The organism is Jatrophihabitans sp., from assembly GCA_036399055.1.
GTDB lineage: Bacteria > Actinomycetota > Actinomycetes > Mycobacteriales > Jatrophihabitantaceae > Jatrophihabitans_A.
Genome location: DASWNX010000008.1, coordinates 1 through 14,833 on the forward strand (window position 1 = coordinate 1; position 14,833 = coordinate 14,833).

The following is a 14,833-nucleotide window of genomic DNA, read 5'->3' on the forward strand; positions in this document are numbered from 1 at the left end:
GCGTTAGCGTGGGACACGAAGGCCTCCGGTCAGTGAAGCGGTTCCTAGACAGCTCCACTTCACAACCGGAGGCCTTCCCTCGTCTCAACGACAGGCCGACGTCAGCTCAGACGGGACAACGTCCCTGGGCATCACACCTAGTGCTCGCGCCGGGCTGGGGCGAGTTCGCTGTCGCTGGATGAGAAAAAGGTCTTGAGCCGGACGAGGTTGGCCCGGCAGGGCTGGCCCGGGGGCCACTGGCCGGAGGAGTCATCGCCGCGACGGCGGGGGACGCGGTGCGCGATGGCCAGCGTCGCCAGCGCTATCAGCGCACCGGCCAACACGTCGACCAGGTAGTGGTTGCCGGTGAGCACGACCACCACCGCGGTGATCGCGGGATAGCACAGCCACAGCCGGCGCAGCGTCGTGTGAGAGACCAGCCGATAGGCCACCACCGCGCTCCAGACGGCCCAGGCCAGGTGCAGGGAGGGGAAGGCGCCGAACTGGTCGGCGGTCACCGGCCCACCGTGGGTGGGGCCGAAGCCGGCCTCGGCCACCGAGTCGACAAAGCCGAAGCCGGGCAGGAACCGCGGCGGCGCGACCGGGTAGAGCAGGAAGAAGATCAGGCCGAAGACGTTGGTCAGCACCAGCGCGTTGCGCGCTCGCCGGTAGCTGCCGGCTCGGCGCCACCAGCACCACACCAGCACTGCGAGGGTCACCGACAGGTGGGTGAACTGATACCAGTAGCTGGCTGCCAGTGACAACGCAGCCTGCTCGGTGGCCCACAGGTTCGCCGCCAGCTCGATGTCGATGCCCAGCCAGCGCTCGAGGTCGAGCAGCTGCCGGCCATGGCGCAGCGCGGCCACCTCACGGACCGCGGCATGACCGCGGACCATGTCATAGGCCCACAGCAGCAACAGCAGGACCAGCAGCTCACCGATGATCCGGGGCCGCCTGACCGATGCGACGCCGCCCTGGCCGGCCGGCGACGGGGAAGGGCTCGCAGTTGCCTGGATTAGGCCGCGGTGGGAGCTCATAGGCTATTCGAGCACGCGTGAGTCAGGTCCCGGGCCACCGACGCCTCCCTCGCTGTCTGGCGGCCGGTGTCAGGGCCGCCGCTCGCGCGGACGCGCCGGCGCCGCTGTGCAGCCCCGTTCGCCCGCCCGAGGATTCTCGCAGAGGCAGAGCTGAGAACGACAATCGCCGAGACCGCCCGGATAGGGTGCGGGGATGGGCGTGGCGGCTGAGGTGGCGGTGCTGCGGCTGAGCGCCTTCGCCCTGCGCGGCGAGGGTGGCAACCCGGCCGGTGTGGTGCTCGACGCCCGGGCGCTGAGCGAGCGCGACATGCTGGCCGTGGCCGCGGACGTCGGCTACTCCGAGACGGTGTTCGTGATGGACGGACCGCCGGTGGCTCAGCGGCGTCGCTACACCGTGCGGTACTTCTCCCCGCTGGCCGAGGTGCCGTTCTGCGGCCATGCCACGATCGCGCTGGGCGCGGCCCTGGGCAGTGAGCTGGGGGCCGGGGACCTGATGCTGGACACCGCTGCCGGCCCGGTGGCGTTGAGCACCGGACAACACTCCTCGGGGCAGTGGTGGACCCGGTTGACCAGCGTCGCAGCACGGCAACGGCCGCCTGCGCCGGCAGCGCTGCGCCAGGCCCTGGACTGCTTCGGCTGGTCGGCAGACGTGCTGGACCCAGGGCTGCCGCCGATGCTGTCCTACGCCGGGGCCTGGCACCTGATCCTGGGTCTGGCCGAGCGGGGCGCCCTGGACACCATGAGCTATGACTTCGCCGCCCTGCAGAGCCTGTGCGCCGAACAGGGCTGGACCACGGTCAACCTGGTGTTCCAGGTGAGCCCCTTCGAGCACCTGTCCCGCAACCCCTTCCCGGCCGGCGGCGTGGTCGAGGACCCGGCGACGGGCGCGGCGGCCGCGGCGTACGGCTCCTACCTGGCGGCGCTCGGCGTGGTCAGACCGCCGGTCCGCCTGCGCATCGAGCAGGGCGCGCAGATCGGGCGGCCCAGCGAGCTGATCGTCGACCTGCACGCCGGCCGGGCCTCGGTGGAGGTGACCGGGGCGGTCATCTCGATCGGCGAGCAGCGTCCAGCTCCTGGCGCTAGGCGCGCAGTGTCGCCCTGATATGGACGGCGGAGACACGCATGGCAGGCCTGAGGTGCGGTAGTTTCTTAAGCAAAGATCTGACAACGGTTCCCGCTGCGACTCCCGCGCCGGCCCAGTCGACGTGACCCGAGAGTGAGTTCGCAATGGTCCCTGAGAGCTCATCCTGGACGGCGCAGTCCACGGCCGAACTGGCTCAGCTGTTTTCTGACCTGGGTCAGGAACTGGCGTCCGAGCGGGGCCTGGAAGGCACCCTCAGGCTGATCACCGCTCGCAGCGTGAAGCTGCTGCCGGCAGCGCAGCACGCGGCGATCAGCCGTGGCCGGCACGGCCGGTTCGAGACCGTCGCGAGCACCGGTGAGCTGCCGCTGCTGGTCGATCAAATCCAGTACGACCTGAACAGCGGCCCGTGCGTCGACGCGGCCGTCCAGCAGAAGGTCTATCGCAGCGGCCAGCTGGCCACAGACCAGCGGTGGCCGGAGTTCGGTCGGCGGGCCGCGGCCGAGCACGGCGTCCACAGCATGCTCTCGGTGCGGTTGTTCCTGGAGGGTGACGATCTGGTGGCCGCGCTGAATCACTACTCGGCGCAGCCCGATGCCTTCGACTCCTCCGACGAGACGGTGGCCCTCATGCTGGCCACCCACGCCTCGACGGCGATGGCCAGCGCCCGGCTGCATGAGCAGGTGCACCACCTGGAGCGCGCCCTGCAGAGCAATCGCGGCATAGGCGTGGCCATCGGGGTGCTGATGAACCAGTACAAGCTCACCCAGAGCCAGGCCTTCGACCTGCTGCGGATGGCCAGCCAGCACGGGCACCGCAAGCTGGTCGACGTCGCGCTTGACGTCACCGAGACGGGTACACTTGAGCTACCGCCGTTGCCTGCCCGAGCAAATGCCCGGTCCTCAGGCTAACGGAGGAATGCCGGGCTAGCTTCGGTCGTGGCAGGGGCATCCGCAGCGTGGAGGTTGTTGCGATCAAGTACCGTTTTGGCTGTTTGGGGCCGCAGTGAACACTCAGGAGAAGTGGGTTCACCTGCTGCGTGCCGTGTCGCAGCCCGAGGTCTCCGACTCAGATGTCCTTCTCCGGCACGCGGTCGAGCTCGGCGCCGACGTCGCACCCGAGGCAGTCAGCTGCAGCATCACCGAAATCGCAGAAGGCGACAGCTACCGCACGCCGGTCTACTCCGATCAGCTCGCCTTGGACCTGGACCGGGCGCAATACGAGTCCGGGGACGGTCCGTGCATGGCCGCCGCCCGCGAGCACAGGCGCCAATACTTCGACGCGGCTCTGCATGGCCAACGGTTCCCCGGATTCGCCGAGGCGGCTGCCGAGCGGGGCGTGCTCAGCTCGATCTCGCTGCCGTTGAACTCGGTGGACCGATCCGCGGCCCTCAACCTCTACGCCACCTCGCGCTACGCCTTCGACGCCGAGCGGCCGCAGGCGGTCTCGGACCTGCTGGCACGGTGCGTGTCGGCTTTGTTGGCTCGTGGGGGCGCCGCCGGCCGGCCAGGCGAAGGACCCGTGCAGGACGACCGACTCCAGGCCGCGCAGGCCAGGGCCCGACTGATCGCCGACGCCGAGTCGGCTCTGATGACCAGCCGCTCGCTGAGCCGCGCCGATGCCCTGACCATGCTGATCCAGCGCTCACGGGCAGAGAGCCGCAGCATCTTCCAGATCGCTCGTGATGTGATCCGGCCGGGCACTTCGGAGCCGGCGCCGTGACGTCCACCGATTCCGGCATGAGCCTGCAGGACGGCATGCGGCTGTCGGGCATGAGCTACCGCGATCTGTGGCTGCGGCACATCTCGGTCAGCGGGACCCTCGGTGAGCTGGAACTCGAGGCCTACGTGCTGGGGCTGCTCGTGCCCGACGACTACCAGCACAACCTGATCGCCCAGGCGCTGAACGAGTTCTTCATAGACCTGGGCGAGGACTACCCGGTCGGCTACCGCGACATCGCCAGCGCCGAGTGACGAGCTGAGCGGACAGCTCGACGATCTCCAGAACCCGGCATAGCCACGTTGACGCCGGTGGCAGGGGAGCGGGTGACGGGAATCGAACCCGCACAATCAGTTTGGAAGACTGAGACTCTACCATTGAGCTACACCCGCAAGCTCGCAAGTCCTGGCCGGACTGGACCGTTCAGCGCGATCAGTCACAGCTCAGCTGACTCACGAGGTGCCTCGACAGCCTAGCGTGTGGCCGGACCCTGATTGAACACCCGTACACTGGCCGATCGGTACGTGTGTCATGCCAGGCGGCTCGGATTGCGGCTTGGTCACAAGTGCCGGGGTGTAGCGCAGCTTGGTAGCGCACTCGCTTTGGGAGCGAGGGGCCGCAGGTTCAAATCCTGTCACCCCGACGAGCTTGATCCGCACGTTGACGACCGGGCACCACCGCCCGGCACCGCTGAGTTATCTGCCGAGGAGCGAAGAGCACACCGTGAAGAGCAGCGTCGAAACCCTGAGCCCGACCCGCGTGAAGCTCGCGGTCGAAGTGCCTTTTGACGAGCTGAAGTCCAGCCTGGACGAGGCTTACAAGGCCATCGGCGCGCAGGTCCGGGTGCCTGGCTTCCGCCCTGGCAAGGTCCCGGCCCGGATCATCGACCAGCGAGTCGGGCGGGCGGCCGTGCTGGAGGAGGCCATCAACAAGGCGTTGCCCAAGGCTTACTCCGACGCGGTCCGCGAGACCGGCGTCAAGGCGCTGGGACAGCCCGAGATCGAGGTCACCACTCTGGAGGACAACGACCACCTGGCCTTCACCGCCGAGGTCGATGTGCGCCCTGAGATCTCCGTCGGCGCCTATGACGGCCTCGCGGTCACCGTGGCTGACGCCGCCGTCACCGATGAGGAGATCACCGAGCAGTTCGACGAGCTGCGGGCCCGGTTCGGCACCCTCAAGGGCGTCGAGCGCGAGGTGCGCGCCGGTGACTTCGTCTCCCTCGACCTGACCGCGACGGTTGACGGCGTCGAGGTCGAGGGCGGCTCAGCCCAGGGACTGTCCTACGAAGTCGGCTCGGGCAATCTGATCGATGGCCTGGACGAGGCGGTCATCGGCAAGTCCGCCGGCGACTCGGCGACCTTCTCCTCCACCCTGGCCTTCGGCGGGCATGCCGGTTCGGCCGCCGAGATCGCGGTCGTGGTCAACTCGGTCAAGGAGCGCGAGCTGCCCGAGGCTGATGACGACTTCGCCCAGCTGGCCTCGGAGTTCGACACCCTCGATGAGCTCAAGGCTGATCTGAGGTCCCGGCTGGACCGGGTGAAGGTGCTCAGCCAGGGGGCCGAGGCCCGTGACAAGGTGCTGGAACTGCTGGTGTCGCGAACCGAGGTCCCGCTGCCCGAGTCGGCAGTGCAGGCCGAGATCGACTGGCGCGAGCACGATGTGGTGCATCAACTCGGCCACGACGACGCGGCCTTCGAGCGCTACCTGGAGACCGAGGGCAAGACCAAGGAGGAGTTCACCGCCGAACTGCGCGACGTCGCCGAGAAGGCGGTGAAGACCCAGTTCATCCTTGACTCGATCGCTGACTCAGAGGCGGTGTCGGTCTCCGACGCGGAGCTGACCGAGTACATCGTGCGGCAGGCCCAGCGCTACAACATGGCGCCGCAGGAGTTCGCCGACCAGATCGTGCAGGCCGGCAACATCGCCGCGCTGGTGGCTGACGTGCGTCGCAACAAGGCGCTGGCCACCGTCCTGGAGTCGGCGAATGTGACCGACGCCTCCGGCAACCCCGTCGACCTGTCCATTCTGGCGACCCCGGAGGGCCAGGCCGACATCGACGAGCTTGAGGACGCCGCCGAGCAGATGGCCGCTGCCCAGGCAGCCGCCGGAGCCGCCGGTGAGGAGTCGGGGGCTGACGCGGACGCCACGGCCGGTGAGCAGCCGGGGGACGACGAGCCCGCCGGCCGGTCGGCGGGCCAGTAGCCCCACCACCGTCGCCGCGAGCGCGGCGCTGAGGCGCTCCGGCACGCCTGAGCGGCGTTTGATGCCCTGAGCGAACGCCGCCGCCCGTCGGCCCTGACTGTCGGTCCGGGCCATTAGGGTCGAGGCAGATTCACTTTTGACGGAAGGAACGCCAGTGAGCCCATTTGACGCCCAGCGCGGGCCGCGCGCCGGGTTCGACCGTTCCGGCGCCAGCGCTCGTCCGGAGCCGATCCGGATCATCGAGGCACGCAATGCCGGCGCTGGTATGAGTCTCAACGACTCGGTCTATGACCGTCTGCTGCGCGACCGGATCATCTTCCTCGGCCAGCAGGTGGACGACACCATCGCCAACCAGCTCTGCGCGCAGCTGCTGCTGCTCGCGGCCGAGGACTCCACCCGTGACATCAACCTCTACATCAACTCTCCGGGCGGCTCGGTCACAGCCGGCATGGCGATCTTCGACACCATGCAGTTCGTCGAGTGCGACGTGGCCACCTACGCGCTGGGCATGACCGCCTCGATGGGGCAGTTCCTGCTCTCGGCCGGCCAGCCCGGTAAGCGTTACGCGCTGCCGCACGCGCGGATCATGATGCACCAGCCCTCGGCAGGCATCGGGGGCACCGCCTCCGACATCGCCATCCAGGCCGAGCAGTACAGGCTCACCAAGGCCGAGATGGCCGGTCTGATCGCCGAGCACACCGGTCAGACCGTCGAGCAGATTCAGACCGACTCCGAGCGCGACCGCTGGTTCACCGCCCAGCAGGCTTTGGAGTACGGATTTGTAGACCACGTGGTCAGCCGGGTCGCTCAGATGAGCAACGGCTCCGCCCCCGCGCCGGCTTAGAAGGAGACCGATTATGAGCGAGCTTTTCACCCCCGGCAGCGCAGGCTGGGCCAGCCCGGCAGGGCAGAGCGCCGGTAACGGCCGGCTGCCCTCCAGCCGGTATGTGCTGCCGTCCTTCGTCGAGCGCACCAACTACGGGATGAAAGAGTCCAACCCGTACAACAAGCTGTTCGAGGAGCGCATCATCTTCCTCGGCGCGCCGATCGACGACGTGGTGGCCAATGACGTCATCGCCCAGCTGATCTGCCTGGAGTCCACCGACCCCGACCGCGACATCCTGATCTACATCAACTCTCCGGGCGGCTCGTTCACCGCGCTGACCGCCATCTACGACACGATGAGCTACGTCCGGCCCGAGATCCAGACCTACTGCATGGGTCAGGCAGCCTCGGCCGCCGCGGTCCTGCTCGCGGCCGGCACCAAGGGCAAGCGCTTCGCCCTCGAGCACTCCCGGGTGCTGATCCACCAGCCCTCAGGCGAGGGTCAGGGCCAGGTCACCGACCTCGAGATCCAGGCGAACGAGATCCTGCGGATGCGTGACCTGCTCGAGGTGATCCTGGCCAACCACACCGGCCAGACCGTCGAGCAGATCAAGCTCGACATCGAGCGCGACCGGATCCTGACAGCTCCGCAGGCCAAGGACTACGGCATCGTCGACGCCGTGATCACGACCCGCAAGCTCAGCAACGACTGAGCTCCTGGCCGGCCTGCGCCTGCCGATGTGGTTAGGCAGTCCCCGAAGCGGGGTCACGGCCGTAAACCGGCGCCGTGACCGTGGTGGCGCAGACGGGACACGCAGCTAAACCAGCGACTTCTAGGCCCGCACGGGGTAGCGTTTTACCAGGCGCTGCTCCGTGTGGACCAGCCGTTGGCCGTAAGTCCATAGGTAGCACCGGGCGTAAGGAGTACATCGGGTGGCGCGTGTAGGTGACGGTGGCGACCTGCTGAAGTGCTCTTTCTGCGGAAAGAGCCAGAAGCAGGTCAAGAAGCTGATCGCTGGACCCGGTGTGTACATCTGCGACGAGTGCATCGACCTCTGCAACGAGATCATCGAAGAGGAGCTGTCGGACAACACCGAGTTCAGCTTCGACGAGCTCCCCAAGCCCAGCGAGATCTGCGAGTTCCTCAACTCCTACGTGGTCGGCCAGGACCAGGCCAAGCGCACCTTGGCGGTGGCTGTCTACAACCACTACAAGCGCGTCCAGGCCGGCGGTGAGACCACCGGCAAGCGCTCGGAGTCCAACGTCGAGCTGGCCAAGTCCAACATCCTGCTGCTCGGCCCGACCGGCTCGGGCAAGACGCTGCTGGCCCAGACCCTGGCGCGGATGCTCAACGTCCCGTTCGCGATCGCCGACGCGACCGCGCTGACCGAGGCCGGCTACGTCGGCGAAGACGTCGAGAACATCCTGCTCAAGCTGATCCAAGCCGCCGACTACGACGTCAAGCGGGCCGAGACCGGGATCATCTACATCGACGAGGTCGACAAGATCGCCCGCAAGTCGGAGAACCCGTCGATCACCCGTGACGTCTCGGGCGAGGGCGTGCAGCAGGCGCTGCTCAAGATCCTGGAGGGCACCTCGGCCGCGGTCCCGCCGCAGGGCGGGCGCAAGCACCCCCACCAGGAGTTCATCCAGATCGACACCACCAACGTGCTGTTCATCGTGGGTGGCGCCTTCGCCGGTCTGGACAAGATCATCGAAGGCCGGGTGGGCAAGAAGGGCCTGGGCTTCGGCGCCGAGCTCAAGACCAAGTTCGAGATCGACACCCGGGACGGCTTCGCCGAGGTGATGCCCGAGGACCTGATGAAGTTCGGGCTGATCCCCGAGTTCATCGGACGGCTTCCGGTGATCACCACCGTCCGCCCCCTGGACCGGGCCGCCCTGATCGAGATCCTCACCGAGCCCAAGAACGCCCTGGTCAAGCAGTACGCCCGACTGTTCGAGCTGGACGGCGTCGAGCTTGAGTTCGCCGAGGACGCTCTGGAGGCCATCGCCGACCAAGCGGTCAAGCGGGGGACCGGCGCCCGGGGCCTGCGCGCGATCATGGAAGAGGTGCTGCTGTCGGTGATGTACGAGGTGCCCTCTCGCGAGGACGTCGCCAAGGTCGTCATCACCGCCGAGACCGTGCTTGAGCACGTCTACCCGACCCTGGTTCCCCGGGCCGAGATGCCGGCTCCGCCGCAGGAGAAGTCCGCCTGAGGCTGGCGTTGCCCGCCTTGCCGTCCGGCTCGTTCGGTTCCTCTGCGCGAGTCCGGCTAAAAATCAGTTGCTCGCCGCGCCCGGCTGCGTCATAGTCATGGCGTCATGCGGACGTCAGATCCGCTCGTTCTCGAATGAAGGAGGCGTCGAAATGTCTATCCCGGTCCTGGGGCTTTCCGCGTCCCCTGTCGTCTTCGAGGCATCCCGCTAGGCCACTGGCCTGCTCCGGCTGCCTCGCCTTTCGAGGAGCCACTTCGTTGTCGTCTGACCCCGCTCGTCTTCCAGTCATCGCCGCTGCGTCCACTCTCGCGCAGCCGGCCCCGCCCACCGCCAGCGCCGCCGCCCCACCCTTCGACTTCCAGCCCGTCGATGAGCCGGGTGAGGACCAGCGCTGGTCCACCTGGTCCTCGGTCGTCAAGGGCGCCCGCGGACCGCATCCCAGGCCGTCCTGGGTGATCACCTCCGATGCCGCCATCGACACCGAGCTCGGCGTGCTGAAAACCGGCAAAGAAGCCGATGTGTTCCTGATCGAGCGTGCCGTGCCGGGCAACGCCGATCAGGTCTCGTTGCTCGCGGCCAAGCGCTACCGCGACCGCGAGCACCGCACCTTCCATCGTGACGGGGGGTACCTGGAGGGCCGCACCGTGCGCCGCAGCCGCGACCAGCGAGCCATGCAGGCACGCAGCCGGTACGGGGTGCAGGTGCTTGCCGGGCAGTGGGCCCTGGCCGAGTTCCAGGCGCTGTGCCAGCTCTGGTCGCTCGGAGTGCCGGTGCCTTATCCGGTGCAGGTGGACGGCACCGAGATCCTGATGGAGTTCATCGGCAGTGGCCGGGTGGCCGCCCCTCGGCTGGCTCAGGTCAGGGCCACTCCCGCGGAGCTGGCCGGCTACTTCGCTCAGATCGCCGACGCGATGCGGGGGCTGGCGGCCAACGGGCAGGCGCACGGCGACCTGTCGGCCTACAACCTGCTCGTCGACGACGGCCGGGTGGTGCTGATCGACCTGCCGCAGGTGGTCGACGTGGTGTCCAATCCCAACGGGATGCAGTACCTGCAGCGGGACTGCCGCAACGTCTGCGCGTGGTTTGGCTCCCACGGTCTGCGCTGTGACCCGGAGGAGTTGTTCGGCGAGCTGGTCGGGCTGGCGTTCGCCCAGTTCTGAGGGGCGCCCGACCCCCTGGTCTGAGCAGAGGGCTGCCCGCAACGGCACTGGTCTTTCCCGGCATCCGTAGGATTCAAGGGTGACCGACACCGTGCCGCCGCCCGCCGGCCAGCAGATCCAGCCGTCCGGCGCCGAGCTGCCGAGCCAGTACGTCCCGGCCTCGGTGGAGGCGCCGCTGTACGAGCGCTGGGTGCAGCGCGGCTACTTCACCGCTGACGCCGGGTCCGACAAGCCGCCGTTCACCATCGTCATCCCGCCGCCGAACGTCACCGGCAGCCTGCATGTCGGGCATGCCTTCGAGCACACCCTGATGGACGCCCTCACCCGCCGAGCCCGGATGCAGGGCATGGAGACGCTGTGGTTGCCGGGCATGGACCACGCCAGCATCGCGGTGCACGCCCTGGTCGAACGGGCCCTGGCCGAGGAGGGGACCAGCCGCCGGGAACTGGGCCGCGACGCCTTCATCGAGCGGGTCTGGCGCTGGAAGGAGCAGCACGGCGGCGCGATCCTGGCCCAGATGCGACGGCTCGGCGACAGCGTCGACTGGTCCCGTGAGCGGTTCACCATGGACGAGGGCCTGTGCCGGGCCGTGACCACCATGTTCAAGCGGCTCTATGACGACGGCCTGATCTACCGCGCCGAGCGGCTGGTGAACTGGTCGCCGGTGCTGGGCTCGGTGCTGTCGGACGCCGAGGTGGACCACCGCGAGGTCCAGGGCGAGCTCGTGTCGATGACCTACGGCTCACTCGACGGCTCCGGGCCCTCGATCGTGGTGGCGACCACGCGGGTCGAGACCATGCTGGGCGACACCGCGGTGGCCGTGCACCCGGCCGACGAGCGCTACCGCCACTTGATCGGCGCCCTGATCGAGCTGCCGCTGACCGGCCGCATGATCCCGGTCATCGCCGACGAGCACGTCGATCCCGAGTTCGGCACCGGAGCGGTGAAGGTGACCCCGGCGCACGACCCGAATGACTTCGAGATCGGCCGGCGGCACGGGCTGGCGATGATCTCGGTCCTGGACGAGCAGGGCCGGATCGAGGCCACCGGCACCGAGTTCGACGGGATGGACCGCTTCGCCGCGCGGGTGGCGGTGCGGGAACGGCTGCGCGAGCAGGGCCGGATCGCCGCCGAGCGGCGGCCTTACCTGCACTCGGTGGGCCACTCCGAGCGCTCTGGTGAGCCGATCGAGCCGCGGCTGTCACTGCAGTGGTTCGTCAAGGTGGAGCCGCTGGCCAAGGCCGCCGGGGACGCGGTGCGCGACGGCCGGGTCCAGATCAGCCCGCCGGAGATGGCCGCCCGCTACTTCGGCTGGACCGACAACCTGCACGACTGGTGCATCAGCCGCCAGCTCTGGTGGGGGCATCGGATACCGGTCTGGTACGGCCCCGACGGCGAGGTGCGCTGCCTCGGCCCGGACGAGGCGCCACCGACCGGCCCGGGCTGGCGGCAGGACCCCGACGTGCTCGACACCTGGTTCTCCTCGGGCCTGTGGCCGTTCTCCACTCTGGGCTGGCCCGAGCGCACCGCCGATCTGGCCAAGTTCTATCCGACCACCGTGCTGGTCACCGGCTACGACATCTTGTTCTTCTGGGTGGTCCGGATGATGATGTTCGGCCTGTACGCCATGGAGGAGCACGGTCCGGAAGCAGCAGTCCCCTTCAAGACGATCATGCTGCACGGCATGGTCCGCGACCAGTTCGGCAAGAAGATGTCGAAGTCCAAGGGCAACTCGGTGGACCCGCTGGCCTGGATGGACGCCTACGGCACCGACGCGCTCCGGTTCACCTTCGCCTGGGGCGCCAACCCAGGGGCGGACGTGCCGGTGTCGGAGGACAACATCTCCGGCGCCCGCAACTTCTGCAACAAGCTGTGGAACGCCACCCGCTTCGCGCTGCTCAACGGCGCCACCACCGAGGGCGAGCTGCCGACCGGGCTCACCGGCGCCGACGCGTGGATCATCTCCCGGTTGAACCGGGTGATCGCCGAAGTGGACGGCTACTACGCCGACTACGAGTTCGCCAAGATCGCCGACCTGCTCTACCACTTCGCCTGGGACGAGGTGTGTGACTGGTACCTGGAACTGGCCAAGGTGTCCCTGGCCGACGAGGCCGGCGCCCCGGTGACCCGGCGGGTGCTCGGGGAGGTGCTCGACGGCCTGCTGCGGCTGCTGCACCCGCTGACGCCCTTCGTCACCGAGTCGCTGTGGACGGCGCTGACCGGCGGCGAGTCGCTCGTCATCGCCGCCTGGCCGCGCTGCCAGGACTCGAGGTTGGACAAGGCCGCCGAGGACGACGTCCTGCAGTTACAGGCCAGGGTGGTGCTGATCCGGCAGTTCCTGAGCGCGCAGGGCGTCAAGCCCTCGCTTCGGGTTCCGGCCCGGTTCTCCGGTGTCAGCCGGTACGAGCCGCAGATCCGCAGGCTGCTGCGGCTGGCCGAGCCGGCCGAGGGCTTCACGGCCACCGCGACGCTCGGGCTCTCCGACGGCGCCGTGGTCGAACTGGACCTGTCCACCGCGGTGGACGTCGTGGCCGAGCGGGCCAGGCTGAGCCGGGACCGGGGCGTGGCCAGCAAGGAGCTGGAGCAGACCGGCAAGAAGCTCGGCAACGACGCCTTCCTGGCCAACGCCAAACCCGCGGTGGTGGAGTCGGTCCGAGCTCGCAACGCCGCCGCGGCGGCTGACCTGGCACGCATCGACGAGGCGCTGACCCGGTTGCCGCAGTCATGACCGCTGCCGACTCGACCAGCAGGCAGCTCGACCGCCAACGCCGCCAGGACGTCGAGGCCCGCTTGCTGGCCCGCTGGGGCGAGTCCAAGATCGGGCCGTCCCGGCATCGGATCGACCGGCTGATGGACATCCTGGGCCAGCCCCAGCGCAGCTACCGGGCGATCCACCTGACCGGCACGAACGGCAAGACCTCGACGGCCCGGATGGTCGATGAGCTGCTGCGCGGGTTCGGCCTGCGCACCGGCCGCTACACCAGCCCGCACCTGTCCCACATGACCGAGCGGATCGTGCTCGACGGCGAGCCGGTCGCCGACGGGGTCTTCGCCGACGCCTACTCCGAGATCGAGCCGTATCTGGAGATGGTGGACGACGCCTCGGACGTGAAGATGACCTTTTTCGAGGCGGTCACCGGCCTGGCGCTGGCGATCTTCGCCGACGCCCCGGTCGACGTCGCGGTGGTCGAGGTGGGGCTGGGCGGCGCCTGGGACGCCACCAACGTCCTGGACGCCGGGGTCGCGGTGATCACCCCGATCGGGCTGGACCACACCGAGCTGCTGGGTGAGACGGTGGCCGAGATCGCGACCGAGAAGGCCGGCATCATCACCGCCGGCGCCTCGGCGATCCTGGCCGCGCAGCCCATCGAGGCGGCCGCCGAGCTGATCCGCCGGGCCACCGAGGTCGGCGCCGCGGTGGCCCGCGAGGGGTTGGAGTTCGGGGTGCTGGAGCGCCGGCTGGCGGTGGGTGGTCAGGTGATGCGGATCCAGGGCCTGGGCGGTGTCTATGACGAGGTCTTTCTGCCGCTGCACGGCGCCTACCAGGCCCAGAACGCCGCCTGCGCCCTGGCCGCGGTCGAGGCGTTCTTCGGCGCCGGCGCGGAGTCCGGGCCGCTCGATGCCGACATCGTGCGAGCCGCCTTCGCCGCGGTCCGCTCGCCGGGACGGTTGGAGGCGCTGCGCTCGGCGCCCACCGTCCTGGTCGACTCCAGCCATAACCCGGCCGGGATGCGTGCCACGGTCGAGGCGCTGGCCGAGAGCTTTGACTTCCGGCAGCTGATCGGGGTGGTCGCGATGCTGGAGGGCAAGGACGTCCGCAGCGCGCTGGAGATCCTGGAGCCGGTCTTGGACGAGGTGGTGATCGCCCAGAACTCCTCGAGCCGGGCGGTTCCCGCCGACGCGCTGGCGGCCGTCGCCGTCGACGTGTTCGGCGCTGACCGGGTTACCGTCGAGCCGCGCATGGACGATGCGATCGAGACCGCGGTGCGGTTGGCCGAGGATAATGCTGACGGAGTGCTGGCGGGAGCGGGAGTACTGGTGACTGGTTCGGTGGTGACCGCGGGCGAGGCCCGCATGTTGCTCGGCGAGGCCCGAGGATGAGCCGGCCCGAGGGCCAGGCCGCTGACCGGCAGGAGGATCCGATCGAGGCCGGTCAGCAGGAGGTCACGGACGCGGCGGCCGAGCACGAAGCCCAGCGGTTGCACAGGGCGAACCGGGCGACTCGCGGCGGGCTGGCGGCGTTGCTGTGCCTGGAGGCTTTCGTGGTGCTGCTGGTGCCGCGCGGCATCGCCCAGACCCCGGAAGGGGTGTCGACGACCAAGACGCTGCTGCTGGTCGGGCTGGCAGTGGTGCTGGTGGGCTGCGCGTTCCTGCTTGCCCGGCCGTGGGGAATCGCTCTGGGCTCGGTCCTGCAGCTCGTCCTGGCCTCCACCATCCTGCTCATCCCGGCGCTGGCTGTGGTGGTGGTGATCTTCCTGCTGCTGTGGCTCTACCTCTTGCGCACCAGGCGAATCTGGCTGGGAACACGACGCGGTTGGCGGATGCTGGTCTCCTGACGGGGCGTTGCTGAGTCTGCTGATGGGGCGTTCCTGAAGGGCGATAGGCTGGCG

The 14,833-nt window shown here is 68.8% G+C and carries 13 protein-coding genes and 2 tRNA genes; 13 read left to right on the top strand and 2 right to left on the bottom strand.

Annotated elements, in window-relative coordinates; all coding sequences use genetic code 11:
- Positions 1-137 precede the first annotated feature (137 nt).
- Entirely contained in the window at positions 138-1,016 is an 879-nt protein-coding gene (locus VGB75_02410) for a phosphatase PAP2 family protein (protein ID HEY0165872.1), read from the bottom strand.
- 193 nt (positions 1,017-1,209) lie between these two features.
- Between VGB75_02410 and VGB75_02415 the strand changes: the two genes are divergently transcribed.
- From VGB75_02415 to VGB75_02430, 4 genes are all read left to right on the top strand, one after another.
- Complete coding sequence (locus tag VGB75_02415) at positions 1,210-2,118, top strand: PhzF family phenazine biosynthesis isomerase (protein ID HEY0165873.1); 909 nt, start codon at positions 1,210-1,212, stop codon at positions 2,116-2,118.
- 125 nt (positions 2,119-2,243) lie between these two features.
- Complete coding sequence (locus tag VGB75_02420; GenBank protein HEY0165874.1) at positions 2,244-3,008, top strand: GAF and ANTAR domain-containing protein; 765 nt, start codon at positions 2,244-2,246, stop codon at positions 3,006-3,008.
- Positions 3,009-3,102: 94 nt separating this feature from the next.
- Positions 3,103-3,819: a GAF domain-containing protein gene (locus VGB75_02425; GenBank protein HEY0165875.1), complete on the top strand. Its 717-nt coding sequence runs from the start codon at positions 3,103-3,105 to the stop codon at positions 3,817-3,819.
- A complete protein-coding gene (locus VGB75_02430; protein ID HEY0165876.1) occupies positions 3,816-4,070 on the top strand; it encodes a hypothetical protein in 255 nt (84 codons plus the stop codon). The genes VGB75_02425 and VGB75_02430 overlap by 4 nt, the downstream gene beginning before the upstream one ends.
- A 67-nt stretch (positions 4,071-4,137) precedes the next feature.
- On the opposite strand, the gene VGB75_02435 is transcribed toward VGB75_02430, so the two are convergent.
- Positions 4,138-4,208: transfer RNA gene (locus VGB75_02435), tRNA-Gly, on the bottom strand.
- Between the two features lie 177 nt (positions 4,209-4,385).
- On the opposite strand from VGB75_02435, the gene VGB75_02440 reads away from it, so the two are divergent.
- The 9 genes from VGB75_02440 (at position 4,386) to VGB75_02480 (ending at position 14,779) form a co-directional block, all read left to right on the top strand.
- Positions 4,386-4,459: transfer RNA gene (locus VGB75_02440), tRNA-Pro, on the top strand.
- 80 nt (positions 4,460-4,539) lie between these two features.
- A complete protein-coding gene (gene tig, locus VGB75_02445) occupies positions 4,540-6,021 on the top strand; it encodes a trigger factor (protein HEY0165877.1) in 1,482 nt (493 codons plus the stop codon).
- A 265-nt stretch (positions 6,022-6,286) separates the two neighbouring features.
- Positions 6,287-6,865 (top strand): ATP-dependent Clp protease proteolytic subunit, encoded by a 579-nt coding sequence (locus tag VGB75_02450; protein HEY0165878.1) that lies wholly within the window; start codon positions 6,287-6,289, stop codon positions 6,863-6,865.
- Between the two features lie 13 nt (positions 6,866-6,878).
- Positions 6,879-7,559: an ATP-dependent Clp protease proteolytic subunit gene (locus VGB75_02455; protein HEY0165879.1), complete on the top strand. Its 681-nt coding sequence runs from the start codon at positions 6,879-6,881 to the stop codon at positions 7,557-7,559.
- 220 nt (positions 7,560-7,779) lie between these two features.
- A complete protein-coding gene (clpX, locus tag VGB75_02460; protein ID HEY0165880.1) occupies positions 7,780-9,063 on the top strand; it encodes an ATP-dependent Clp protease ATP-binding subunit ClpX in 1,284 nt (427 codons plus the stop codon).
- 257 nt (positions 9,064-9,320) lie between these two features.
- A complete protein-coding gene (locus tag VGB75_02465) occupies positions 9,321-10,223 on the top strand; it encodes an RIO1 family regulatory kinase/ATPase (GenBank protein HEY0165881.1) in 903 nt (300 codons plus the stop codon).
- A 79-nt stretch (positions 10,224-10,302) separates the two neighbouring features.
- Positions 10,303-12,951 carry a valine--tRNA ligase gene (locus VGB75_02470; protein ID HEY0165882.1) on the top strand — a complete coding sequence of 883 codons (2,649 nt, stop codon included), beginning with the start codon at positions 10,303-10,305 and terminating at the stop codon, positions 12,949-12,951.
- On the top strand, positions 12,948-14,324 hold the full coding sequence (locus VGB75_02475; protein HEY0165883.1) for a folylpolyglutamate synthase/dihydrofolate synthase family protein: 1,377 nt from the start codon (positions 12,948-12,950) through the stop codon (positions 14,322-14,324). Before VGB75_02470 ends, VGB75_02475 begins: the two co-directional genes overlap by 4 nt.
- Positions 14,321-14,779, top strand: coding sequence for a DUF4233 domain-containing protein (locus VGB75_02480; protein ID HEY0165884.1), 459 nt, complete (start codon positions 14,321-14,323; stop codon positions 14,777-14,779). The genes VGB75_02475 and VGB75_02480 overlap by 4 nt, the downstream gene beginning before the upstream one ends.
- The last annotated feature ends 54 nt before the right edge of the window (positions 14,780-14,833 follow it).

Bases quoted from the DNA above. Each gene is read 5' to 3' on its own strand.
- VGB75_02410 (HEY0165872.1), bottom strand. From the start codon at position 1,016: ATGAGCTCCCACCGCGGCCTAATCCAGGCAACTGCGAGCCCTTCCCCG.
- VGB75_02415 (HEY0165873.1), top strand. From the start codon at position 1,210: ATGGGCGTGGCGGCTGAGGTGGCGGTGCTGCGGCTGAGCGCCTTCGCC.
- VGB75_02420 (HEY0165874.1), top strand. From the start codon at position 2,244: ATGGTCCCTGAGAGCTCATCCTGGACGGCGCAGTCCACGGCCGAACTG.
- VGB75_02450 (HEY0165878.1), top strand. From the start codon at position 6,287: ATGAGTCTCAACGACTCGGTCTATGACCGTCTGCTGCGCGACCGGATC.
- VGB75_02455 (HEY0165879.1), top strand. From the start codon at position 6,879: ATGAGCGAGCTTTTCACCCCCGGCAGCGCAGGCTGGGCCAGCCCGGCA.
- VGB75_02475 (HEY0165883.1), top strand. From the start codon at position 12,948: ATGACCGCTGCCGACTCGACCAGCAGGCAGCTCGACCGCCAACGCCGC.
- VGB75_02480 (HEY0165884.1), top strand. From the start codon at position 14,321: ATGAGCCGGCCCGAGGGCCAGGCCGCTGACCGGCAGGAGGATCCGATC.